This window comes from Streptomyces gobiensis, from assembly GCF_021216675.1.
Lineage (GTDB): Bacteria > Actinomycetota > Actinomycetes > Streptomycetales > Streptomycetaceae > Streptomyces > Streptomyces gobiensis.
The window spans coordinates 2,709,996-2,732,345 of the sequence record NZ_CP086120.1; the positions used below are offsets into that span (position 1 = coordinate 2,709,996).

Sequence of the window (22,350 nt, forward strand, 5' to 3'; positions counted from 1 at the left end):
AAGTGCGGCCGCGCGGCCCTGACCCGTTCCCTTGGCGCCGGTCCCCCCAGAGGACCAGCTACCGGTTCACCAGGGGTAGAAACCGTAAGTGACCGAGTAGTTGGCCTGGTCAATGTGGCTGTGACCCCAGCCGTTCACGCTGGCGTTGTTGGCCTGGTTGGAAGCGCCCGCACCAGTGGCAGCCTGCTGGTTGGTGGTGGAGTTGCCGTTGTTGTCACCGGCGACGCCGCTGCCCACGCTGCCGACGGCAGACGCGTTCGATCCATCGTCCGCGAACGCGCCATTGTCGGCGTGGGCGACCCCGCCGAACAGGGCCACAGCCAGTGGCAGGGCGGCAGCTGTGGCGAAGACGCGGGCGATACGGATGCTTGCCATGTCAATTCCTCCAGGAATTTCTAACTCACTTACTCAGCGAGGTGGTTGGCCTAACCGCCTCGCGTTGCTACGACGTCGCGGGTCCAAAGGTGCCCGTAAAAACCCCGGCGAACCACCCACACCAACGCGATTCCCTCGCACGTATGACGATGTGTCGATAAACCTGCTTCGCGCCCCCAGAACGCGACTCCATGGGCCGTAAGAGATGAAGCGTTCCGGCAATCGCACCCCCGGGGACCCCCTTCCGGAAGAGAAAATTCCGCACGACTCCGGCCATACGGCCCCTCTCGACCACGCGCTGGCCGCGGCATCACCTCATCGGTCTCGACCTGGACGTATCCCATGGCGCGGACGGCCGCCGCGAACTCCAGTGCCTGACCCGCCAGCATGGCTTCGCCGCCCCGAGGCGATCACCGTGCTCAACCAGGGGGCGGCCACCACCTCTGGCTAGGCGGCCCCAGCTCCGTGACCGCCCGAGGCACCTACCATCCCGCCCCCGGCAGCACCACGCGAGCGCCCGCGCTGATCCCGCCCGCGCTGCCCCAACTCCTCACGCCCCTGCCGCCCGCCGCACTACCGGCCTCACCCGCTTTCGTACGCACCGCCCCGGCCGACCAGCACAACGCCCAGCTCTTCTGGGGGACCTGCCGGACCTTCGAATCGGGCCACGGCGGCGAACTCACTGCGGAGCCGACCGGAGCAACTGCGCCCACACGCGCGGTGCTGACCATCACCCCCGTCCACCCGACCACCACAGCCCGAAGGGTGACTGATCACCGTGGCTCCGCCCGCGAACGCCACCTCGAGCTCGCCGACGTCCTGGATGAACTCAGCATGTCCCGCGCCGCCTTCTACCGTCTGCGCGCCTGCGGCAAGGCTTCCCAAGTGCCTGAAGCTCCCCAACGGCCAGCTCCGCTTCCGCCACCGCGACGTCGACACCTGGCTCGACAACTGTGCGGGGGACCCAACTTGCTGACATTCGACGTCCGGATCTACTCGATCGAGGTCCGTCCGGACCGACGAAAGCCCAATCGCGTCCACTGGCAGGTGGTCGGCACGCCGCACTGGGAGGGGCGGCGCGGCGCGCGCGCAAGGCCCGGCCGCGGCCGTGTGTTCCGTCGTCAGGTGAGGATGCCGCCGCCCGCCGTGAGCCCGCCGATCCACATGACCACGCCGAGGAGCACGACCACCACCAGCGCGTACTTCACGGTGCTCCGTGCCGGGCCGTCGCTCTGCCACCTGGCCAGGGTGCCGAGCCCGGTGATCGCCAGCCCGATCACGCCGAACCCGGCCGAACCGATCCCGTTCTGGACCAGATTGCCCTGGCCCTCTTCGTCAGCGCGCAGCACCTCGTCTATGCCGTACTCCTCGACGAGCGCGCGCGCCGGGAAGGAGTCGCCGGGCTGCAGACCATCGGCGTCGTGCTTCTCGGTGAGTTCAACATCCTCGGCGACGGTCTTACCGTCAGAGGAGCGGAAGGTGCCGGTGCAGCGGGTCTCGCCCCCGCTGCTCGTGCCGCCCGTGCGCGCGCAGGAGCTCAGCGTGAAGGTGCCCTTGGTGCCGGTCTCCATGACCTCCCGGGGCCCCAGGTACTTCGACTCGAGCATCGCCCAGCTGATGAGCAACAGCAGCGCTCCGACGATCAACGCGCCGACCATCCTGGGACCCCGCGTGGAATCACGGTTCCGGGAGGCACCGCCCTGCCTCGCCCGGCCCTTCCCTCCCACGGCGCGCTTCGCCTCGCTCGGCCCCTCGCTGCCCTGCGTCCGCTGCCGCTCCGGCTGCTCCGGCTGCTCCGGCTGCTCCGGCTGCTCCGGCTGCTCCGGCTGCTCCGACGTACCCATTCCCAACCCCTCGTGCCTTGCCGCCGCTTCCTCGCGGGGAGGTACTTTAGGGCCTCCGCTGCGCAGTAGGGCCATGAGCTTCCCCTGCTCCCAGGGGCCTCGCCCTCGCGCCCTCGCCGCCCTCCGGCCCTCCGAAGGCGGTGCGGGCGGCAGCTGGGCTGGGCTTAGGTTCGTCGTTTGAGTCTTCGTGGAACAGCGAGCGGCGTCCGGTGCGTGCAGACGCAAGTCGGAGGATGTCCTCATGCTGGGCGTACTCGGACTCCGACAACGCAGCAGATGCGCGTGCCAGGCGTCGCGAGACGGCGAGCTTGCCCAAGCGGGTCGCATCGCCACCGTCCGGTTCCGCGTATGTCCGGGATCCGATGGGCACAGGGGGGCACACGGTCGCGAGACGGTTCGAATACAGAAGGGGTGCCACCGAATCCGGTGGCACCCCTTTTGACCTGCGTATACGTTGGCCAGCGCGGAGGCGGTGGGATTTGAACCCACGGTCACATCGCTGCCACGGCGGTTTCTAGAGGGTTTCCGTATTGCCCAACGCAGAGCGCTGGCCTAAGCGTTAGCGTTAGCATCGAATGAACCTGTTCTCAGATTCTTGGAATATCTCTGGGACACCGCAGGCGGAGAGACGCCGTCTACATCAGTAACTGTTCCTTTCGTCAGGGGTTTGGGCAAATGGCCCCGGCCCCTGACGTTTTTGGGGGGACGGGTGTGGGCTACGGGGCGAGGTGGTCTAGGAGCCAGGTGACGGCGGCGCGGACGGTGCCGGAGACGGCACCGCTGAGGGTGGCCCGGGCCAGGGTGAGGCGCTCGCGGCGGGTCAGGCGCTTGCGGGACATGAATACTCCACGGGTCGTGGTCAGCGAGTGGGCAGCCGGTCGGCTCGCTGACCACGTTCGACCCCGCGTGAAGATCGACTCCCAGTTGCGACGTGGCGGCAACTGAGGCCCAAGTTCGGGCTGTTCAGTCGATGTCAGGTGCGGGTGATGGGGATGATGGTGCGATGAGTCGCGACACGAGGGGCGGCCCGGCGAAGAGGCCTCGGACGCTGGAGCGGGCGCGGGTGGGATGGCCGCGTGCGCTGCGGGGACTGAAGGACTTGCTGTACGAGGTGTACCTGGCGGCGGGCACGCCGAGCCTGGATGAGATCGCCAATGACATCGCCAATGACATCGCCTCTGATGACCAGGGTCTGTCGGGGGCTCCCAGCAGGGATACCGTCCGCCGCGTCATCAGCGATCCGGGTCTGCCGCCCGGCCAGGCCGATGCGGTAGCGGTCGCCGTGGTGCTGGCCCGTCGCGCTGCATGGGAGGTGCGGGATCTGGCTGGGCAGGTGCGCGCGCTGTGGGTGGAGGCCCGGATGGTCCGGGGTGCGGGGCGGCCGATCGGCGAGTTCGACGACCGGCTCGTCCTGGACGACCTGGAGGTTCATCGGGCACTTGACGCCGGTGCCGACTGCCAGCAGCTCGGTGCCCTGCCCGCGTACGTCCCACGCGCGTTCGACGTATCCCTGCGTGAGGTGGTCGACTCCGCCGCGGACGGGCAGAGCGGGATCGCGGTCCTGGTTGCGGGATCTTCCACGGGCAAGACCCGCGCGTTGTGGGAAGCCATCAAGCAGCTACCGCACCCCTGGCGGCTGTGGCACCCCCTCACCCCCACCCGCCCCGATGCAGCCCTCGCCGAACTGCCGGACATCGCCCCCAGGACCGTGGTGTGGCTGAACGAAGCCCAGCACTACCTGACCCCGGACTCGGTTGGTGAACGAGTGGCCGCGGGCCTACGCGAGCTGCTACACAACCCGGCGCGAGGCCCGGTGCTGGTTCTGGCCACCCTGTGGCCCGAGCACTGGGATCGGCTCACCACGCGCTCTGACCCCGACCGGCACGCCCAGGCACGGGAGCTGCTGCGCGGGCACATGATCGGCGTGCCCGATGCGTTCACCGAGGCCGACTTGGCCGCTCTCGCGGACACAGCCAGCACCGACCCCCGGCTCATCGAGGCCGTCGAACGCACACGCGACGCCCAGATCACCCAGTACCTGGCCGGCGTACCTGTGCTCATGGACCGCTACCAAACCGCCCCGGCTGCCACCCGGGCACTCATCCACGCGGCCATGGATGCCCGGCGCCTCGGCGCCGGTCCCCGGATTCCGCTGGCCTGGCTGGCGGACGCGACCCCCGGCTACCTGACCAACACCGAGTACAACGCCCTCGGCGACAGCTGGCTGTCCCAGGCTCTCGACTACGTCACCCGGGAATGCAACGGCATCCGCGGCATTCTCACCCCCATCAAACCCGCCGCACCCCGCAACCAGCGCAACCGCCGCACACCGGCCGCCGCACACCCGACCGCCGGGCAGCCCGCCCGAGACACGCACGGGCCTCAGTACCAACTGGCCGACTACCTCGACCAATACGGCCGTAGCCGCCGTGCCAACCAGACACCACCCCTCGACTTCTGGACCGCAGCCGCAGACCACGCTCACCCAGCCGACATGACCCCACTCGGCGACGCCGCCTGGAACCTTGGCCTATATCGAGACTCCGCTCAACTCCACAAACACGCCACCGCCCATGGCAACCCTCAAGCGGCGATGCGCCTCCTCCGCTGCTTCCAACACCTGCATCCCACCGACCCCCGCCCCGCCCAATGGGCCGCGGCTCACGCCTCCCTCGATGACCCGAGCGGGGTGGCTTTCCTGTTGACCGCATTGCGGGACGCGGGGGCGGAGGAACAGGTTGGTGTGTTGCTGGACCGCGACCCCGCCATCCACACCCCCCTCGATGACCCGCTCGAGGTGGCCGAGCTGTTGGACAGCTTGCGGGAGGCGGGGGCGAAGGAACAGACGGCGGCCCTGGCCGCACGGGCCGTAGCCCAAGTTCCCCTCTATGACCCGAGCGAGGTGGCTTACCTGTTGGTCAGCTTGCGGGAGGTGGGGGCGGAGGAGCAGATGGCGGCCCTGGCCGCATGGGCCGTAGCCCAAGTTCCCCTCCATGACCCGAGCAAGGTGGCTTACCTGTTGGACAGCTTGCGGGAGGCGGGTGCCGAGGAGCAGGTTGGTGTGTTGCTGGACCGCGACCCCGCCGCGAATGCACCTGTCCATGCCCCGGGCGGAGTGGCTTACCTGTTGGACAGCTTGCGGAAGGCGGGGGCGGAGGAACAGACGGCGGCCCTGGCCGCACGGGCCGTAGCCCAAGTTCCCCTCGATGGCCCGAACGAGTTGGGCTTCTTGTTCGCCGTATTGCGGAAGGCGGGTGCCGAGGAGCAGGTTGGTGTGTTGCTGGACCGCGACCCCGCCATCCACACCCCCCTCGATGACCCGCTAGGGGTGGCTTACCTGTTGGTCAGCTTGCTCGAGGTGGGGGCGGAGGAGCAGATGGTGACCCTGGCTGCACGGGCCGTAGCCCAAGTTCCCCTCGATGACCCGGGCGGGGTGGCTTTCCTGTTGGTCGGATTGTGGAAGGCGGGGGCGGAGGAACAGACGGCGGCCCTGGCCGCACGGGCCGTAGCCCAAGTTCCCCTCGATGACCCAAACGAGTTGGGCTTCTTGTTCGCCGTATTGCGGGAGGTGGGGGCGAAGGAGCAGATAGCGGCCCTGGCTGCACGGGCCGTAGCCCAAGTTCGTTTCGATGACTCAAACGAGTTGTTGGGCCTCGTGCTCGCCGCATTGCGTGAGGTGGGGACGGAGGAGCAGATAGCGGCCATGGATGCACTGCTTCCGGTCGCAAGAGACCTCGGTCAATACAACAAGGTCGGCGGCAGCCAGGAACTCCGACTCGGGCGTGAGCCCGATGGAAGTGCCACCTCTCCGTGGACGTGGGAAGACCTGGAGTGAGCCGAGCTGAGCAGAAAGTTGTTCCCCCTCCCGTGCCGTCACCAGCGTGCCTGAATAACCCTCAGATGGACGTCCGAGATTCGGATGGTTGTTACGTGACCCGCATGAACAAGGCTCAACGGGCGACCGCGGCGGCCTGGGGTACACAGGCGGGTCAGAGCGTCTGAGTTGTCACACAGAACAGCTACTGAGCTGGCGAATGACCAGCTTCGGCTACAACAGATCCCAGTGTTTGGACCGCCGCCCATCCCCCAACACCGGTAGCGGCAGAGCTGGTCGGGAGGGCCAACCCCTCATGGACGCCCATATCCATGGAAGGCAGCGAAGCCTGCCTGGCCTGAGTAGATCCGGTGGAGGTGGCCAGGCGCGCTGGCCACAGTCCGGCAGTCCTGTGGCGGTTTTACGCGAAGCTGCTGCGAGGGCAGCAGTTGGAGGGCTCAGAGGAGTAGCCCGATACGGGCGGCCGACCCGACTTGGCCACAGGTTGGCCGCAAACGCCGGTCCACGCTGGAACAAGGTGGGGCAGGCTGACACAGAGAGTCACGAGCAAAGGCGCCCGGAGATCCGGGCGCCTTTCTCATCTGCGGCTTTGCCGTCTGGGCGGAGGCGGTGGGATTTGAACCCACGGTGACGTTGCCGCCACGACGGTTTTCAAGACCGTTCCCTTAGGCCGCTCGGGCACACCTCCCCACGCCGGGTCCGTGGACGCGGCGTGGGGATAGCCTAACCGGTCAGTCGTCGCCGGTGCGCTTGCCCAGGGTGATCTCGGTTGTGGCCTTTTTGCCGTTGCGCTCGTAGGTCACCTTGACCTTTTCGCCGGGCTCATGGGTCCAGATCTCGCTGATCAGGGTGGGGCCGCTGTCGATCGCCGTGCCGTCCATCCTGGTGATGACGTCGCCCGGCTTCAGTCCGGCCTTGTCCGCCGGGCCGCCGGGGACCACGGAGCCGGTGCCGTCCGCGGCCCTGGCCGAGATGGTGGCGCCCTGGCCCTGCTTGGTCATGTCGACCGTGGCGCCGATGACCGGGTAGACCGGGCGGCCGGTCTCGATCAGGGTCTGTGCGACCCGCTTTGCCTGGTCGATCGGGATGGCGAAGCCGAGGCCGATGCTGCCGGCCGAGCCGCCGCCGAGGCCGTCGCTCGCCGACTGGATGGCGGAGTTGACGCCGATGACCGCGCCCTTGGCGTTGAGCAGGGGGCCGCCGGAGTTGCCCGGGTTGATGGAGGCGTCGGTCTGCAGGGCGCTCATGTAGGAGGCCTTGGAGCCCTCGCCGTCGCTGGAGGCGACGGGGCGGTTCAGGGCGCTGACGATGCCGGTGGTGACGGTGCCGGACAGGCCGTAGGGGGCGCCGATCGCGATGGTCGGGTCGCCGACGGCGACCTCGTCCGACTTACCGAGGGGTACCGGCTTCAGCTTGCGGTCGCCGGGGTTCTTGAGCTTGATGACCGCGACGTCATAGCCCTGGGCACGGCCGACGACCTCGGCGGCGTACTTCTTGCCGTCGGAGAAGACCGTGGTCAGCCGGCCGCCGTCGGCCGCGCTGGCGACCACGTGGTTGTTGGTGAGGATGTGGCCCTGCTTGTCGAAGACGAAGCCGGTGCCGGTGCCGCCGCGGCCGCCGCCGTTGGTCTGGATCGTCGCCACGCTCGGCAGCGCCTTGGCGGCGATTCCGGCGACCGAGTCGGGGGCACGGCTGACGCTCTTGGGGCCGGACGGCGCGGTGATGGTGTCCGAGCTGGGGGCGTTATTGCGGTCGGCGGCCCAGAAGCCGATGCCGCCGCCGACGCCGCCCGCGATGAGGGCCACCGCGAGTGCGGCGGCGATGAGGCCGCCGCGCCTGCGCTCCGGGGGCGGCGGAGGCGGTATGGGAGCGCCCCAGGGCTGGCCGGGGCCGCCGTACGGGGGCGGCGGCGGACCGGCGGGGGCGGGGGGCGGCGTGGGGACGCCCCAGGGGCCGGGGTGACCGGCTGGCGGGGGCGGGCCGGGGGCGGCCGGGGGTTCCTCAGCGGGGTCGATCTTCCTTAGCTGGGTCGTCGACGACTCCTGCGGCGCCTCCTGCGGCACGCGGTCGGCAGGCGCCGTCTCGTCGGCCCGGCCCGCCTCCGGCGAGCGGTCGACGCCCTCGTGCTCGGTGCTCACAGCTATCTCCTCAGGTACACGGCAGTCACAGACAGGCAATCACGTTATGTCCAGTGTGCAGTCAGCTTTTCCCATCGCGTGTCAGGTCGGCGTAAGCCATACGGTGCACCGGCCCGCTCATTTCTTATCCCGGCAGAACGGGGCGCGGGCCGCTCGTAGCCGCGGCATCGTCCGACCGGGTGCGGTGGGACGATAATCCAGTGCGCCCCATTTCCGTCATCGCTCACCGCGGCGCCTCCGAGGATGCCGCCGAGCACACCCTCGCCGCGTACCGCAAAGCCATCGAGCACGGTGCTCACGCGCTCGAATGCGATGTGCGGCTCACCGCCGACGGCCATCTGGTCTGTGTCCACGACCGCCGGGTCAACCGCGTCTCCAACGGCCGTGGCGCCGTCTCCGCGCTGGAGCTCGCCGACCTCGCCGCGCTTGACTTCGGCTCCCTGAAGGACCCGTACGAGGGGCCCGACAGTGAGGACCGGGGCCGTACCTCTGTGCTGACCCTGGCCCGGCTGCTCAGGCTGGTCAAGGAGTCCGCTGAGGCAGGGCACCCCGTTGAGCTGGCCATTGAGACCAAGCACCCCTCCCGCTGGGCGGGCCAGGTCGAGGACCGGCTCATCGGCCTCCTCAGGGAGTACGAGCTGTCCACACAGGTCCGGGTGATGAGCTTCTCGGCCCGGTCACTGCACCGGATCCACACCGCCGCGCCACACATTCCGACCGTCTATCTGATGCAGTTCCTGCTGCCGCGCCACCGTGAGGGGCGGCTGCCGCCCGGGGTGCGGATCACGGGACCGAGCATGCGGATCGTCCGCAGCCACCCGGACTATGTGATCCGGGCGCAGCGCGCTGGGCACCAGGTGCACGTATGGACGGTGGACGATCCCATCGATGTCGAGCTCTGCGCCCGGCTCGATGTCGACGCCGTGATTACTAATCGACCGCGGCAAGTCTTGTCTCAGTTGTCGGAACTTGGGTGCGTCTAAGGCTTTAGTACTGGCGACTCAATTACGGGGAGTGCCCCGGCGCATTCGTTCCGTATCGCTTCGTTACGAATGCGTCAAGCGATCGCACCTGGCCGGTTTCCGGTCTGGGCCATTGGGGCATCCATCACGTGGCGTGGGGCAAAGGAGGTCTCGGGGGTGGCGTTGGTGGTGGCACATGAGGTGCCGACTTCGTCGACCATGGCCGTGCCCCATGGTCCTGTGGGCGTAGGTCAGGCGCGACGGCGTATGCGTGCGGAGCTACGCGCGTCCGGCACGCCCGATTCGGTTGTGGAAGACGCGGTTCTGATCCTTTCCGAAATGCTCAGCAACTCCTGCCGTCACGCGCGGCCGCTCTCCCCGGACGATTCGATACGGGCCGACTGGAGCCGGGACGCGGGAGGCGAGCTCACGATTTCCGTCACCGATGGTGGTGGCCCGACCCGACCACTTCCGGCCACTCCCTCGGTCACCGCACATGGCGGCCGGGGTCTGTCGATCATCACTTCGCTCGCCCGGGACTGGGGCGTACGCGAGGACGGCGCCATTGGCGGGGTGACCGTATGGGCCGTGGTGGCACCGGCCAATGGCTTTGGCACCGCACGCGGCTTCGGCCTGATCGACATCGAGAGCATCGATGAGATCGGCGAGATGAATGAGATAGACGAGCTCACGTAACACACGGAACGACGGGTAACGACGGGTTAGGCTCGCGCGCGACAGTGTTGCCAGGTTGTACGACACGGAGACCCGCGCCATGGCCAAGAAGCGCCGACCCCAGCCCAAGGCTTCCCAGCCGCAGCTCATCGACGGGGAGATCCCGGTCGTCGGTGCCCGTGAGCCATGCCCCTGTGGCTCCGGCCGCCGCTACAAGGCCTGCCACGGCCGTGCGGCCGCCCAGGCCGTGACCGAGCTGGTGCAGCGGCCGTTCGAGGGGCTCCCCGGAGAGTGCGACTGGGTCGCGCTGCGCGAGCTCGTGCCCGCCGCGACCGCCCCGCTCACCCTCAAGGACGGCCTCCCGGAGGACGTACCGTCGGCCACGCTCGCCACCGTGCTGCCGATGGCCTGGCCCGCGCTGCGCCGGGACGACGGCAGCGTCCTGCTGGGTCTGCAGAACGACACCTCGTCCGGTGACATCAGCCGCGATCTCGCCGATGTGCTGCTGCGCGCGATGAGCGACAAGCCCGGTAATCCGGTCGCCGCCGAGCGCACCACGGGTGAGGGTCCGCGACTTCAGGATCTGCTCGACACCAGCGCACCGTTCACGCCAGAGGTGCACTCCGGCTTTGAGTTCTGGCTGAGCGACGCCGAGAGCGCCACCGGCGAGGTGGCGGCCTCCCTGGAACGCGCCAACTCCGCCGCGCTGCCCACCTCCCGGCTCACCGGTGTGGAGGCCGCCTACTGGTGCGAGACCCCGGAGAAGAACCATCTGCGCTGGGTCATGCCGCATCCGGAGGACCAGCTCCTGAACGCCCTGGCGCGACTGCAGGCAGCGGGCGCCTCCTCGCTCGGTGAAGACACCCGTCTGGTCGGCTCGTTCCGGGCACATGGACTGATGGTGCCGGTCTGGGACCTGCCGAGCGGGATGACCGCCGACGCGTGCGAGCGGCCCGCGACAGCCTTCGCTGAGCGGCTTGGTGAGGCACTGGCCAGCAGCGCCCCGCTCAACTCGGAGGAGCGGCGGGCACGGAGCGGGCTCACCAACCGGCAGATCACCTTGAGCTAGCCGTCACCTTGAGCTAGCCGAACGAAGTAGTTGAATGATCAAGGAAGCGTGATTCCGGTCACAACTCCCGGCTTGAACAGTTAAATCCGCGTCTTAAAAGGCACGCCGGAATTTGCGAACGGCCAATCTCTTGTTACCGTTCTAGGAGCCCGGTCGCTGGTGCATCCCCCGTCGCCAGCGACCGGGCGTTTCCATATCCGGAACCGGTCAATCCACTTGTTCCGTAGGAGAGTTGCTTCCCGAGCGCAGCAGCATCCGGTCCTCACCCGGCGCCTCGATCTCCGCCACCGCCGAATAGGGGTGTTCACCCTGCACCGGGTGCACCGTGCGCTGCCGCGGGGTCTCACACATTCCCGGCCCACCCGACGCGGGCAGCGCGCAATACACCTGAAGTGTCCGCCCATCGGGCCGCATCAACGTCATGACGCCACGCAGCGGACGGCCACTCGTATTGCGGTAGTAGGTCCGTCCCCAGGTCGCGTGGTCCTCCGTCAGTACGCAGGTCTGCGCCTCCACCCCGGCGGTGGAGGCGAGTTCGGGGCCGCAGATCGCGGAAGGTCCGCTACCGGTGGCCGAGGAGAGGTCTTTTCCAGCCAGCGGCCCATCGGCCAAAGGAGTGCCCAGCGGCACACCCTGGGGAGAGGGCGACGCCCCGGCGGTTTGCCCCGGCGGGGCATCGGGAGAGGACACGGCGCGGGACACCCGTGACAGGGAGCCGGTCTTCCCGTCCTCCACTGTGGCTGGCTCCCCCGGCCCGGCCGTCGCGACCGCGAGAGGCAGCGCGACGGCGAGCGTGACCGCGACGGTGAGCACGGCCACGCGAAGGTTCGAGGCACGCTGCGACTTTGCCTGCGACTTTGACATGAGTCAGAACATATCGGGGGAATCACGGTGCTTGGCGCACTTCCAACCCGTATGGCGGACACGGCCGATGCCGCTCACACATCAGTACGCCAGCTGGCTCCCGCCGTCCGGTGCGGTGGCACTGGCCTGGACGAGGACATCGAGCAGCGCGTCCATCCGGGGCAGATACGGCTGACCCGCCGAGGCCCGCCCCCGCCCCACCGTCGGCGGCCGCTCCCAGCGCACCCGGCCGCCCCCCGTGGTCGAGGGCGGCAACGGCACATAACCGCCCTCCCCATGGAAGCGGAGCGAACTGGGCACCCAGTCCTGGGCGTAGAGCAGCTCGCCCAGCTCCGCGAGGTCGTACGGGGCCACCAGCAGGGAGAAGCGGCTGAGGGTCGCTACCACCGGGCCGGTGCGCACACCGCGCCGGTCGAGCTCGCGCAGCGCCCGCGCCCCGGCGATCGCCGGGAGGCTGAGCGCACACGGCGCCTGGCCGCCGGTGGCCAGAATGATGGGCGCGGTGGGGCGATTGGTCCACCACCAACGGACCATCCGGGCATCGGTCGTGGCGGCCAGCAGGCCGGGGTCGAAGGGATGCGCGCCGGGCACCACACAGTCGGGGTGCGGACAGGCGCACATACGTTTGGACTGGCGCTTGGACTCTCGCAGAGCCGCACCGGGGAGCACCGGCCACTGCCACTGGGTGGCACAGGTGAGCGCGGCACTACGCCGCGCCCAGCGGGTCACGCGTCGCCTTCCGAGGATCTCGCGCATGAGCGCTCGTTCCTTTCCGTTAACGCCAAAGATCGACAAGGATCTACCAAGGCCGACAAGGACCGTCGAGCCCATCACAACACGTGGATCTCACGTCACCGCACGTACAAAGCAGCGCATCACGCCGTGGGCCGAGCGTGGAACGTGGCGGGGGGTGGCGCGCGCATGGCGCTTACGCTCCGTACAGTCTGTACTTGCCTGGTGCTGTACTTGCCTGGTGCCCTGATCTTTTCGCCACTTACGGACACGGGCCCGGCAACTGCCGACTGAGACGCAGAGACCCGTCACCAGGTTCCGACCGGGCCCCTCTACCCCGCGTCCTGCATTTCCATACCTACCCAGAACCGGCCTTGTGACCGCTGCTGAATGACGTCAGTCGACCTCGAATTGACGCAACCAGGGTACTTTTCGCGCCAATCTGCGGGACACTCGGCTTGTCACCCCCCATAGCCAGGCACCGCCTGGACACCATCGCCCGCACAAGGACAATGCTGGACATCCTGTCATCAGTGCGTGTACATGTGGATGCATTGCTGGCGGAGTTCGCATGACATGGGGGTTTGCGATGCTATCGAGAGAAAAGACCTCCGGCGAAAGCCGCTGGCCATGAGTACGCACCACCCGCCAAAAGTGGCTGGAATCAACCCACCTGCGTCGCCGCCGGAGCACACTGCCCCGCCGAGTTCCTCCCCGCGCAGGTCACCCCGGCCCGCCGAGCCCGCGCACGGGTGCGCCGGGGAACACACCGCCCACGCCCCCGTCCCGGACGCCACCACCCGGACCGTTGACCAGCTCGCGGCCGTCCAGGACCGGCTCGCGTGCTGGATCGGCGACCTCACCACGCTGCATGACCTCACCGAGCGGCTGGCGCGCGCCGCCACCCTCGATGACACCCTGCAGGAGACGCTGCGCGCTGGTGCCGATCTGGTCGGCGCGCGCCGTGGGCTCATCGCACTGGAACCCACCGATGGTCTCGGTCCGCCCCGGATGATCGGGCTCGGCCTCGGACGGTCAGATCTCGGCCAGATCGAAACGCTTCCGCAGGCCTCGGCTCCCTATGGCCGCCTGCTGGACGGGCTGCCCGCACCCGGGCCCGGTCCCGACCCCGCGTACCGGGACCGGGACCGGGAAGAAATCACTCACTCCGATATCCCCGAGGAGGACGGCCTCGACCCCCGGCACCGCGAGGTCGCCGCGCGGCTCGGCTACGCCGCCAGCTACGCCGTCCCGCTGAGCACCGCCCACCCGGACCGGATGGGGGCCGCCGTCTGGCTCTATGACGAGCCCGCCGAGCCGACCGAGCGCCAGCGCCATCTACTGGGCCTCTACCTGCACTGCGCGGCGGAACACATCGCCCGGCAGATCGCCCTCGCCCGGGCCCAGGCCGCCGTCAGCACCGTCCGTGAGGAGCTGCTGCCCAGCCGGCTTCCCCGGGTGTCCGGGGTACGGCTGGCGGTACGGCACCGCACCGGGTCACGCGGTGGCGGTGACTGGTACGACGTGCTGCCGCTGCCCGAGGGCGCGCTCGGGCTCTCGGTTGGCGGGGTTACCGGCACCGGGCCGAGCGCGATCGCCGCGATGGGGCGGCTGCGGGCCTCCCTGCGCGCGTACGCGGTGATGGAGGGCGAGGATCCGGTCGCGGTGCTCTCGGATCTGGAGCTGCTGATGCGGCTTACGGAGCCGGCCCGTTCCGCCACGGCGCTCTTCGGCTACGCCGAACCGGCCGCCAGGAGGGTGGTGATCGCTGGGGCCGGGCACTGTCCGCCGCTGATCGTCGGGCCGCGGCGGTGTGAGTTCGCGGAGACCACGCTCTCCGCGCCGCTCGGGATGCTGGCGTGCTGGGAGGCGCCCAGCGTGGAACTGACGCTGGACGCTGGCGAAACGCTCCTGCTCTACAGCGACGGGCTGCTCCGCCGTACCGGTGAGCCGATGGACCGGGCCTTTGCCCGGCTGCAGGCTGCGGCGCTGCGTGCGGGGGCCTCGGTGGGGGATGATCCGGACGCGCTGGTGGACCAAGTCCTCAATACCGTCCTGTCGGACGGGCGGGCCGACGTGGACAGCGAGGAGGACGTGGTGCTCCTCGCCGCCCGGTTCTGACGCCCGCCCCGGGGCTCGCCGCGCTCGCGCCTACGGCGCGACCCAGCGGCTCCGCCGCGCGTGGCGGGGTTTGCGCCTGGCTGCGGGGTGCCGGGGTGGGTTTCCCCGTATCCCGCCCCTTCCCGGCTGTGCCGATATGCGGCTCCGCCGCGTGGCGGGGCTTCGCCCCGGGGCCCCCGGGAGGTTGGCCGGTGCGGGACGGTGGCCGGGGGTTGTGCCCACCACCCGCCCTTTCCCGGCTGCACCGATATGCGGCTCCGCCGCGCGGCGGGGCTCGCGCCCGGCTGCGGGGTGCCGGGGTGGGTTTCCCCGTATCCCGCCCCTTCCCGGAAACCGGGGCTTCGCCCCGGGGCCCCTGGGTGGCCCGGTGCGGGCCGGTGGCCGGGTTGTGCCCACCAAGCGTCGCGAGCTCCGTTGCGGGGTGGGCCGGAGCGTCGTGGCTGGTGTGGGTGGGTCGTTGCGTAGCAGGGCGGGCCCACGCCCCTCGCGGGGCTGCGAGTGCCCACAACAGGGGTGGGGTCTGGGGGCGGCAGCCCCCAGTTTCGGGAAGGGGCGGGTCAGGGGAACTCCCACCGCCGACAGCGTCGCTCAGCCAGCACCGACGGACGGAGTCCGGCGCAGGGGGCCGAAGCCCTTGAGGCGCCCCCGGCGCCGAGAGGTGCGAGGGCGCCGTTAAGAAGGGGCGGGCGCCGTTAAGCAGGGGCGGGTGCCGTTGAGAAACGGGCGCATACGATGGGGGTCCGGTCCCAGTGCGTACGCAAGGAGGCAGCGACGTGGCCGAGCAGCAGACTCCGGAGACCCCGGACGAGCAGCCCATCAAGCAGCGGAAGAACAGCCTGTACCCAGGCGTATCCGACGAGCTCGCCGAGAACATGAAGACCGGCTGGGCCGACACAGAGCTCCGTGACCTCCAGCCCATCGAGCAGGCTGAGCACACCGCCCGCCGCCGTGCAGCGCTCTCCGCCCGCTTCCCGGGTGAGCGCCTGGTGATTCCCGCGGGCAATCTCAAGACCCGCTCCAACGACACCGAGTACAGCTTCCGGTCATCCGTGGAGTACGCCTATCTCACCGGTGACCAGACCGAGGACGGCGTGCTCGTGCTGGAGCCCAGGGATGAGGGCGGGCATGACGCCGCGCTCTATCTGCTGCCGCGCTCCAACCGGGAGAACGGCGAGTTCTGGCTGGACGGCCAGGGCGAGCTGTGGGTCGGCCGCCGTCACAGCCTCACCGAGGCCGAGCAGCTGTACGGGATGCCGTGCGCGGATGTCCGTACGGTCGCCGACACCCTCAGGGCCGCGACCGGGCCGGTCCGTATCGTCCGGGGCCATGACGCCGGGCTGGAGGCCGCGCTCACCGACAAGGTCACCGCCGAGCGTGACGAGGAACTGCGGGTCTTCCTCTCCGAGGCGCGGCTGGTCAAGGATGAGTTCGAGATCGGCGAGCTGCAGAAGGCCGTGGACTCCACGGTCCGTGGCTTCGAGGACGTCGTGAAAATCCTCGACAAGGCCGAGGCCACCTCCGAGCGCTATATCGAGGGCACCTTCTTCCTGCGCGCCCGCGTCGAGGGCAATGACATCGGCTATGGCTCCATCTGCGCGGCTGGACCGCACGCCACCACCCTGCACTGGGTGCGCAACGACGGTCCCGTACGCTCCGGCGAGCTGCTTCTGCTGGACGCCGGGGTGGAGACCCACACCCTCTACACCGCCGATGTCACCCGCACCCTGCCGGTCAACGGCCGGTACACCGACCTGCAGCGCAAGATCTATGACGCGGTGTACGAGGCCCAGGAAGCGGGTATCGCGGCGGTCAAGCCGGGCGCCAAGTATCTGGACTTCCACCACGCCGCACAGCGCGTCCTCGCCGGGAAGCTGGTGGAGTGGGGGCTGCTGGAGGGCCCCGTGGAGCGGGTTCTGGAGCTGGGTCTGCAGCGCCGCTGGACGCTGCACGGCACCGGGCACATGCTCGGCATGGACGTTCACGACTGTGCGGTCGCCCGTCGGGAGACCTACGCCGAGGGGACGCTGGAGCCCGGGATGTGTCTCACCGTCGAGCCCGGTCTCTACTTCCAGGCCGACGATCTGACGGTGCCCGAGGAGTACCGGGGCATCGGCGTCCGTATCGAGGATGACGTCCTGGTGACGGAGGACGGTAACCGCAATCTGTCCGAGGGGCTGCCCCGCCGTTCGGCGGAGGTCGAGGCGTGGATGGCCACCCTCAAGGGCTGACGCGACGGCTGACGCCCGCCCAACGCAAGCCGCCGGGGCCGGACCTCTCCATGGAGAGGTCCGGCCCCGCTGCATAAGGCGGCTCGCCCACCCTTGCGCTCGCTACACCGTTTGCATCCTGTATGTTCGACTTTTAGCCAGCAGCACGCCATAGCTGGACTCAAGTCCGATGATTGGCTTTGCGGACGAATTGAGATTCAACACACACTCAGTCTGATTCGGCCACAACAACGCTGGTGAACCTCCATGCTGTTGCGCGACCGCTTGATCACGACTGGTTGAACTTCGCGCCTGCTGGGGGGACTTGTATGGCTCGCAGACCGTTCGCCGCCGGTGCCGCCGCGCTGCTGCTGGCCCTCGGGGCGGCTGACTACGGTGCAGCCGCGGCGGAGGGTCCCGGGGAGCCGGTACCCCGCATCGATCTGCGGGTCCTGGTGCTCGACAACGGCGGTCCGGCCACCGCCGCGATCCGCGCCCGACTGGACGGCAGCGGCACCCCGTACACCGCCGTAGACCTCACCGACCGGGCCCGTGAACGCATTGACGCCGACTTCCTCACCGCCACCGACACCACCGACACCGACAGCACTGACGGCGGCCGCCCGCACGCCCGCTTCCAGTCAGTGGTGACACCGGACGAGCAGCCGGCCGGTCTGGGCGGCGCCGAAGCCGATGCCCTCGCCGACTACCGGGCCCGCTTCGACATCCCGCAGGTGAACGCCTACGTTTATCCGAGCCCCGCGGTCGGTCTCAACTGGCCCGAGGAGCCCGGCTATACCGGCCCCCTGGACGGCGTAACGGCCAAGCTGACCAAGGCGGGCCGGGCCGGACCGTTCGGCTATCTCAGCGGCACCGTGCCCTTTGACGATCTGGACCCGGAGACCTCGGAGAGCTATGGCGCGCTGGCCGTGCCGCTTGCCGATCCCCCGGAGGGCAGCGAGTACACCAGCCTGCTGGACGCCCCGATCCCCGGCGACGGCACCGATGGGTCACTGATCGGCGAGTACGAGCACGACGGCCTGCGCGACCTGGTGGTGAACTTCGGCTACAACCAGCACCAGGCGCAGTTCCGGCTGCTGGCCCGGGGCATCGTCGACTGGCTCACCGACGGCGTACGGCTCGGCATGAGCCGTAACTACTTCGCCGTTCATGTCGACGACGTCTTCGCCCCCGACGACCGCTGGGACACCCAGCACAACTGCACCCCGGGCGACCACGACTGCGGTGCCGAAGGCCCCGGCCAACAGCCCAGCCCCATCCGGATGACCGCCGCCGACGCCCGGTACGCCGCCCGGTGGCAGCGGAACCACGGCTTCACCCTGGACATGGTCTACAACGCGGGCTCCGGCGAGATGTGGAAGCGGCAGAACGGCGGCCGGGACCCGCTCACCGACCAGCTCGTGGCCGACCGGGACGCCTTCCGCTGGATCAACCACACCTACACCCACCCCTATCTGGGCTGCCTCCAGGATGTCTCCGTGGTGCCGTGGCGCTGCGCCACCGACGCGGACGGCAACACCCGCTGGACCAGCCGGTCCACCATCACGGCCGAGATCCAGCGCAACCTCGACTGGGCCGCCACGCACGGTCTGCCCGTGGACCGCACCGAGCTGGTCACCGGCGAGCACTCCGGGCTCAGGACCCTGCCGCAGCAGCCCGACGACAACCCCAACCTCGGCCCGGCGCTGCGGGACACCGGGGTGCGCTGGATCGCCAGCGACAACTCACGGGAGCCACGGCAGCGCACCGTCGGGCCGGCCCGTACCGTGCCCCGCCATCCCATGAGCCTCTTCTACAACGTCGGCACCGCCGCCGAGCTGGTCGACGAGTACAACTGGATCTACACCAGCAAGGCCGACGGCGGCAGCGGCAGCTGCGAAACCGACCCCGCTGCCACCTGTCTGCCCGCACCGCTTGACCCGGACACCGGCTTCACCGGCCATATCGCCCCGCTGGAGGCCCGTACGGCCCTCACCCACGTGCTGGCGGGCGACCCGCGCCCGCACTACATCCATCAGTCCAACCTCGCCGAGGACCGGCTCGCCTACCCGGTGCTGAAGCGGGTGCTCGACGACTACCGCAAGCTGCACGCCGACAACACCCCGCTGATCAGTCCACGGCAGCGGGAGACCGGCACCGAGCTGCGGCGCCGGGCCCAGTGGCAACAGGCGCTGGCGGCCGGACAGATCACCGCCTACCGCATCGGTGACACCATCACCGTCCAGACCGCCGCGGGTGCCAACGCCCGCGCCATCCCGGCCACCGCACCCACCGGCACCACCACGACCGGCCCAGACGGCGGCACCACACCGTTCGGAGCCGCCTACGCCAACAACCGCTCCGGCTGGACCACACCTGACCGGCCCGGCACCACCCTCACTCTCAACCTGCCCCACTGACGCCATTCCTGCCCTGGGGGGAACCGCAGTTATGAGCGCCCTGCTGCACAGCGTGACGCGCGACTATGCCCGCAGCCGGCGCGGCGGCCGCCGCGTCACCCTGCTCACCGAAGGCACCTACCCACATGTCCATGGTGGGGTCAGCACCTGGTGCGACCAGCTCGTACGCGGCATGCCCGAGGTGGAGTTCCAGGTCATATCCCTGACCGGCAACGGCCGTGAGCCCGTCACCTGGGAGCTGCCGCCCAACGTCAGCCGGCACAGCGCCGTACCGCTGTGGGGCACACCGCCCGGCGGTGCCCGCCGGGCGCCCAGAGGCCGGCACCGCAGACGCTTCCTGGAGAGCTACGAGCGCTTCCTGCACGCGCTCCTCGACCCCGAACCCAGCGCTGAATTCACCCATGGCCTCTACGAGCTGGCCGCCCTCGCCCGCGCCGGACAGCTCACCGCCGCACTGCGTACCGAGGCCGCACTGCGCGCCCTCACCCGGGTGTGGACCTGGCCCTACGCACCCATCGCCGCCGCCCGGCCCACCCTGCACGACGCCCTCACCGCCACCGACCTGCTGGAACACACTCTGCGCCCACTCGCCATCCGGGTGCCGTCGGGCGGTATAGCGCACGCCGTCAGCGGCGGCCTCGCCACCCTGCCCGCGCTCGCCGCCCAGGAGCTGGACGGCACCCCCTTCCTCCTCACGGAGCACGGCATCTATCTGCGCGAGCGCTACCTCAGCTACCGCGGCACAGCGCCCAGTTCACCCAGTTCACCCGGTTCAGCCGATTCAGCCAGTTCGCCCAGCTCACCGGTCAAGGCGCTGATGCTCGGCTTCTACCGGCAGCTCGCCGCCGAGGGTTACCGCGCCGCCCGCCTGGTCACCCCCTGCAACCAGTACAACCGCCGCTGGGAAGAGCGCGGCGGCACCCCGGCCGAGCGAATCCGCACCGTCTACAACGGCGTTGACCCGAACCTCTTCCCGCACACCGGCCCGGAGCCGGAAACACTCACCCTCACCTGGGCGGGCCGTATCGACCCCATCAAGGACCTGGAAACCCTCATCCGGGCCTACGCCCTGCTGCGCCCCGAATTCCCCCAGCTACGGCTGCGGCTCTTCGGGGGCGTACCCAGCGGCGGCGAACGCTACCGGAACCACTGCGCCAAACTCGCCGCCACCCTCGGGGTGCTCGACGGCGTCACCTTCGAAGGCCGGATCAGCCAGGTCAGCCGGGCTTACGCGGCGGGCAGCGTGGTGCTGCTCTCCAGCATCAGCGAGGGCTTCCCCTTCAGCCTGATCGAGGCGATGTCCTGCGGCAGGGCCACCGTCTCCACCGATGTCGGGGGCGTCAGGGAAGCGGTCGGCGACACCGGGGAGGTGGTGCCGCCACGCGACCCCGAGGCGATGGCCGACGCCACCGCGGCGCTGCTGCGCGATCCGGAGCGCCGCGCCGAGCTGGGCGGCCGTGCCCGGCAGCGGGTGATCGACCAGTTCACGCTGCGCGCCTCGGTTGACGCGTTCCGGCGTATATACCGGGAGCTGGGCGCCGATATCCCGGTCGCACCCTTCACCCCGGCCGCCCCGGACAGCTGGGCCACCTGGGGCACCTGGGCCGCCACCCGCCAGGACGGCTCGCTCGCCCTGGGCGGCGCCCGGTGAACGACCGCAGGCAGGGGCACGGTCCGGGCCCCGCGGCCCGTACGAGCCGTGCGACCGTCACCGCGTGGAAGACCGCGCTGGAGGATCTCACCGACCGGATGTGGGAGGACTGCGCGGCGGCCGTACATCCGGAGGAGATCGCCGCGCTGCTGGAGGCCGATGGCCTGACCGACACACAGATCCAGACCCGTTACGGCTTCCCGGACTCCTTCGCGCTGGCCGAGGAGCTGTTCGCCCTGGTCCCCCGGGACCACCACCGGCCACCCCCGCCACAGCAGGCCACCCCATCCCCCGCCGAGCTGCTCCGCTACGGGCTGCGCGGCCTCGTCTTCGCCCTGCCCGCGCTCGGCTATGTCCTCGGCAGCCCACTGCTCAGCGGCCCCGCCGACGCGCCCACGCCGGGCAGCCTGCCGCCCGGCACCCTCACGCTGCTCGCCGGGGCGCTCACCGGCTGGGCCTGGAGCCAGGCGCTGGCGCACCGCGCCTACTTCCTGCTCGGTCTGGGCGACCGGGCCGCCGCCGCCCGCGCCCTGGCCCGGGGCGGGGCCCTCGGAGCGCTGGCGTCCGCCGTCGTGGCCGCCGCCGCGCCGGGTGGCGGGGCGGGCCCCTGGTCGTTCGCCGCCGGACAGGCCTGCTATCTGGCCAGCGCCACCGTGCTGCTGGTGTCAGGCCAGGAACGCGCCCTGTTCGCCGCCCTGTTACCGGTCACCGCCGGGGGTATCGCGGCCACGGCGTACGACCTGCCGGACGCTCTCCGCGCCGCCCTGCTGGGCTGTTCGCTGGCCGCCGTGGTGGCGCTGGCCGTGATGACCGTACTGGAGCAGCTGGCCGCTGACGGGGACGGCACCGACCGCCCGGCCGCCCCGGCACCGGCGCTGTGGGCGTCCGTGCCGTACGGGCTGCTGGGGCTGGGCACGGGTGTCCTGGTGATGCTGGCCATCCTCGCCGATGTGCTGCGGCACGGCGCCGAGGGCAGCATCGCCGCGCCCACCGCCCTCGCCCTCTCCCTGAGCATGGGACCCGCTGAGTGGCTGCTGGCCCGCTTCCGGGCCCGTACGCTGGCGAAGCTCCGGGACCGGACCACCTTCGCCGCCTTCCGCGGCACGGTCGCCGCGGAGCTGGCCTGCGGACTGCTCGGCTATCTGGCGGTGCTCGCGCTGCTCACCTGGGCGGGCGGCGTGCTGTGGCCCTACGGCCCGGACCCGCACGGCGCGGCGGGGCTCGCGCTACCGCTGCTGCTGGGCACGGTGCTGTGGACGGCGCTGCTGCTCCAGTCCTTCGGCCGGATCGCCGCCGCGGTCACGGCGTGCGGGGCGGCGGCCATCGCCGATGTCAGCGCGCTGCTGCTGCACCCGGCCTCCCCCGTCGCCATCCAGCTCGCGGTGTGCGCGGTGGCCGCGGCGGTACTGCCCGTACTGGCCTGGGCGCTGCTGGCCCGGGCGTGTTCTCACCGGTAA

At 70.0% G+C, this 22,350-nt stretch carries 15 protein-coding genes and 1 tRNA gene; 9 read left to right on the plus strand and 7 right to left on the minus strand.

Annotated elements, in window-relative coordinates; all coding sequences use genetic code 11:
• Nucleotides 1-66: 66 nt before the first annotated feature.
• From test1122_RS12535 to test1122_RS26575, 3 genes are all read right to left on the minus strand, one after another.
• Complete coding sequence (locus tag test1122_RS12535) at nucleotides 67-375, minus strand: hypothetical protein (protein ID WP_232269251.1); 309 nt, start codon at nucleotides 373-375, stop codon at nucleotides 67-69.
• A 1,121-nt stretch (nucleotides 376-1,496) separates the two neighbouring features.
• The gene (locus test1122_RS12545; protein WP_232269252.1) at nucleotides 1,497-2,219 is read right to left on the minus strand and encodes a hypothetical protein; all 723 of its coding nucleotides are present in this window, start codon (nucleotides 2,217-2,219) and stop codon (nucleotides 1,497-1,499) included.
• Between the two features lie 716 nt (nucleotides 2,220-2,935).
• A complete protein-coding gene (locus test1122_RS26575; RefSeq protein WP_277879823.1) occupies nucleotides 2,936-3,058 on the minus strand; it encodes a hypothetical protein in 123 nt (40 codons plus the stop codon).
• Between the two features lie 164 nt (nucleotides 3,059-3,222).
• Between test1122_RS26575 and test1122_RS12550 the strand changes: the two genes are divergently transcribed.
• Nucleotides 3,223-6,054 (plus strand): hypothetical protein, encoded by a 2,832-nt coding sequence (locus tag test1122_RS12550; RefSeq protein ID WP_232269253.1) that lies wholly within the window; start codon nucleotides 3,223-3,225, stop codon nucleotides 6,052-6,054.
• Nucleotides 6,055-6,655: 601 nt separating this feature from the next.
• Here the strand turns inward: test1122_RS12550 and test1122_RS12555 are convergent.
• Both test1122_RS12555 and test1122_RS12560 read right to left on the minus strand, forming a co-directional pair.
• Nucleotides 6,656-6,742: transfer RNA gene (locus test1122_RS12555), tRNA-Ser, on the minus strand.
• Between the two features lie 43 nt (nucleotides 6,743-6,785).
• Nucleotides 6,786-8,192 (minus strand): S1C family serine protease, encoded by a 1,407-nt coding sequence (locus test1122_RS12560; protein WP_232269254.1) that lies wholly within the window; start codon nucleotides 8,190-8,192, stop codon nucleotides 6,786-6,788.
• Nucleotides 8,193-8,392: 200 nt separating this feature from the next.
• On the opposite strand from test1122_RS12560, the gene test1122_RS12565 reads away from it, so the two are divergent.
• The 3 genes from test1122_RS12565 to test1122_RS12575 all read left to right on the plus strand — a co-directional run bounded on the left by test1122_RS12565 (nucleotide 8,393) and on the right by test1122_RS12575 (nucleotide 10,898).
• Nucleotides 8,393-9,175, plus strand: coding sequence for a glycerophosphodiester phosphodiesterase family protein (locus test1122_RS12565; RefSeq protein ID WP_232269255.1), 783 nt, complete (start codon nucleotides 8,393-8,395; stop codon nucleotides 9,173-9,175).
• 69 nt (nucleotides 9,176-9,244) lie between these two features.
• Nucleotides 9,245-9,850, plus strand: coding sequence for an ATP-binding protein (locus test1122_RS12570; protein WP_232269256.1), 606 nt, complete (start codon nucleotides 9,245-9,247; stop codon nucleotides 9,848-9,850).
• A 79-nt stretch (nucleotides 9,851-9,929) separates the two neighbouring features.
• Complete coding sequence (locus test1122_RS12575; RefSeq protein WP_232271886.1) at nucleotides 9,930-10,898, plus strand: DUF5926 family protein; 969 nt, start codon at nucleotides 9,930-9,932, stop codon at nucleotides 10,896-10,898.
• Between the two features lie 207 nt (nucleotides 10,899-11,105).
• On the opposite strand, the gene test1122_RS12580 is transcribed toward test1122_RS12575, so the two are convergent.
• Together test1122_RS12580 and test1122_RS12585 are read right to left on the minus strand one after the other, a co-directional pair.
• Complete coding sequence (locus test1122_RS12580) at nucleotides 11,106-11,762, minus strand: hypothetical protein (protein ID WP_232269257.1); 657 nt, start codon at nucleotides 11,760-11,762, stop codon at nucleotides 11,106-11,108.
• Between the two features lie 81 nt (nucleotides 11,763-11,843).
• A complete protein-coding gene (locus test1122_RS12585; RefSeq protein ID WP_232269258.1) occupies nucleotides 11,844-12,518 on the minus strand; it encodes a bifunctional DNA primase/polymerase in 675 nt (224 codons plus the stop codon).
• A 606-nt stretch (nucleotides 12,519-13,124) separates the two neighbouring features.
• Between test1122_RS12585 and test1122_RS12590 the strand changes: the two genes are divergently transcribed.
• From test1122_RS12590 to test1122_RS12610, 5 genes are all read left to right on the plus strand, one after another.
• Entirely contained in the window at nucleotides 13,125-14,615 is a 1,491-nt protein-coding gene (locus test1122_RS12590; RefSeq protein ID WP_232269259.1) for a PP2C family protein-serine/threonine phosphatase, read from the plus strand.
• A gap of 773 nt (nucleotides 14,616-15,388) precedes the next feature.
• Nucleotides 15,389-16,843 (plus strand): aminopeptidase P family protein, encoded by a 1,455-nt coding sequence (locus tag test1122_RS12595; RefSeq protein ID WP_232269260.1) that lies wholly within the window; start codon nucleotides 15,389-15,391, stop codon nucleotides 16,841-16,843.
• Nucleotides 16,844-17,151: 308 nt separating this feature from the next.
• Nucleotides 17,152-19,242, plus strand: a complete 2,091-nt coding sequence (locus tag test1122_RS12600; RefSeq protein WP_232269261.1) for a hypothetical protein — start codon at nucleotides 17,152-17,154, stop codon at nucleotides 19,240-19,242.
• Nucleotides 19,243-19,273: 31 nt separating this feature from the next.
• Nucleotides 19,274-20,893 (plus strand): GT4 family glycosyltransferase PelF, encoded by a 1,620-nt coding sequence (pelF, locus tag test1122_RS12605; protein ID WP_232269262.1) that lies wholly within the window; start codon nucleotides 19,274-19,276, stop codon nucleotides 20,891-20,893.
• Complete coding sequence (locus test1122_RS12610) at nucleotides 20,890-22,350, plus strand: hypothetical protein (protein WP_232269263.1); 1,461 nt, start codon at nucleotides 20,890-20,892, stop codon at nucleotides 22,348-22,350. Before pelF ends, test1122_RS12610 begins: the two co-directional genes overlap by 4 nt.

Coding starts and splice junctions, on each gene's coding strand:
- test1122_RS26575 (WP_277879823.1), bottom strand. CDS start 3,058: ATGTCCCGCAAGCGCCTGACCCGCCGCGAGCGCCTCACCCTGGCCCGG.
- test1122_RS12590 (WP_232269259.1), top strand. CDS start 13,125: ATGAGTACGCACCACCCGCCAAAAGTGGCTGGAATCAACCCACCTGCG.
- test1122_RS12535 (WP_232269251.1), bottom strand. CDS start 375: ATGGCAAGCATCCGTATCGCCCGCGTCTTCGCCACAGCTGCCGCCCTG.
- pelF (WP_232269262.1), top strand. CDS start 19,274: ATGAGCGCCCTGCTGCACAGCGTGACGCGCGACTATGCCCGCAGCCGG.
- test1122_RS12585 (WP_232269258.1), bottom strand. CDS start 12,518: ATGCGCGAGATCCTCGGAAGGCGACGCGTGACCCGCTGGGCGCGGCGT.
- test1122_RS12570 (WP_232269256.1), top strand. CDS start 9,245: ATGCGTCAAGCGATCGCACCTGGCCGGTTTCCGGTCTGGGCCATTGGG.
- test1122_RS12580 (WP_232269257.1), bottom strand. CDS start 11,762: ATGTCAAAGTCGCAGGCAAAGTCGCAGCGTGCCTCGAACCTTCGCGTG.
- test1122_RS12600 (WP_232269261.1), top strand. CDS start 17,152: ATGGCTCGCAGACCGTTCGCCGCCGGTGCCGCCGCGCTGCTGCTGGCC.
- test1122_RS12545 (WP_232269252.1), bottom strand. CDS start 2,219: ATGGGTACGTCGGAGCAGCCGGAGCAGCCGGAGCAGCCGGAGCAGCCG.
- test1122_RS12575 (WP_232271886.1), top strand. CDS start 9,930: ATGGCCAAGAAGCGCCGACCCCAGCCCAAGGCTTCCCAGCCGCAGCTC.
- test1122_RS12550 (WP_232269253.1), top strand. CDS start 3,223: ATGAGTCGCGACACGAGGGGCGGCCCGGCGAAGAGGCCTCGGACGCTG.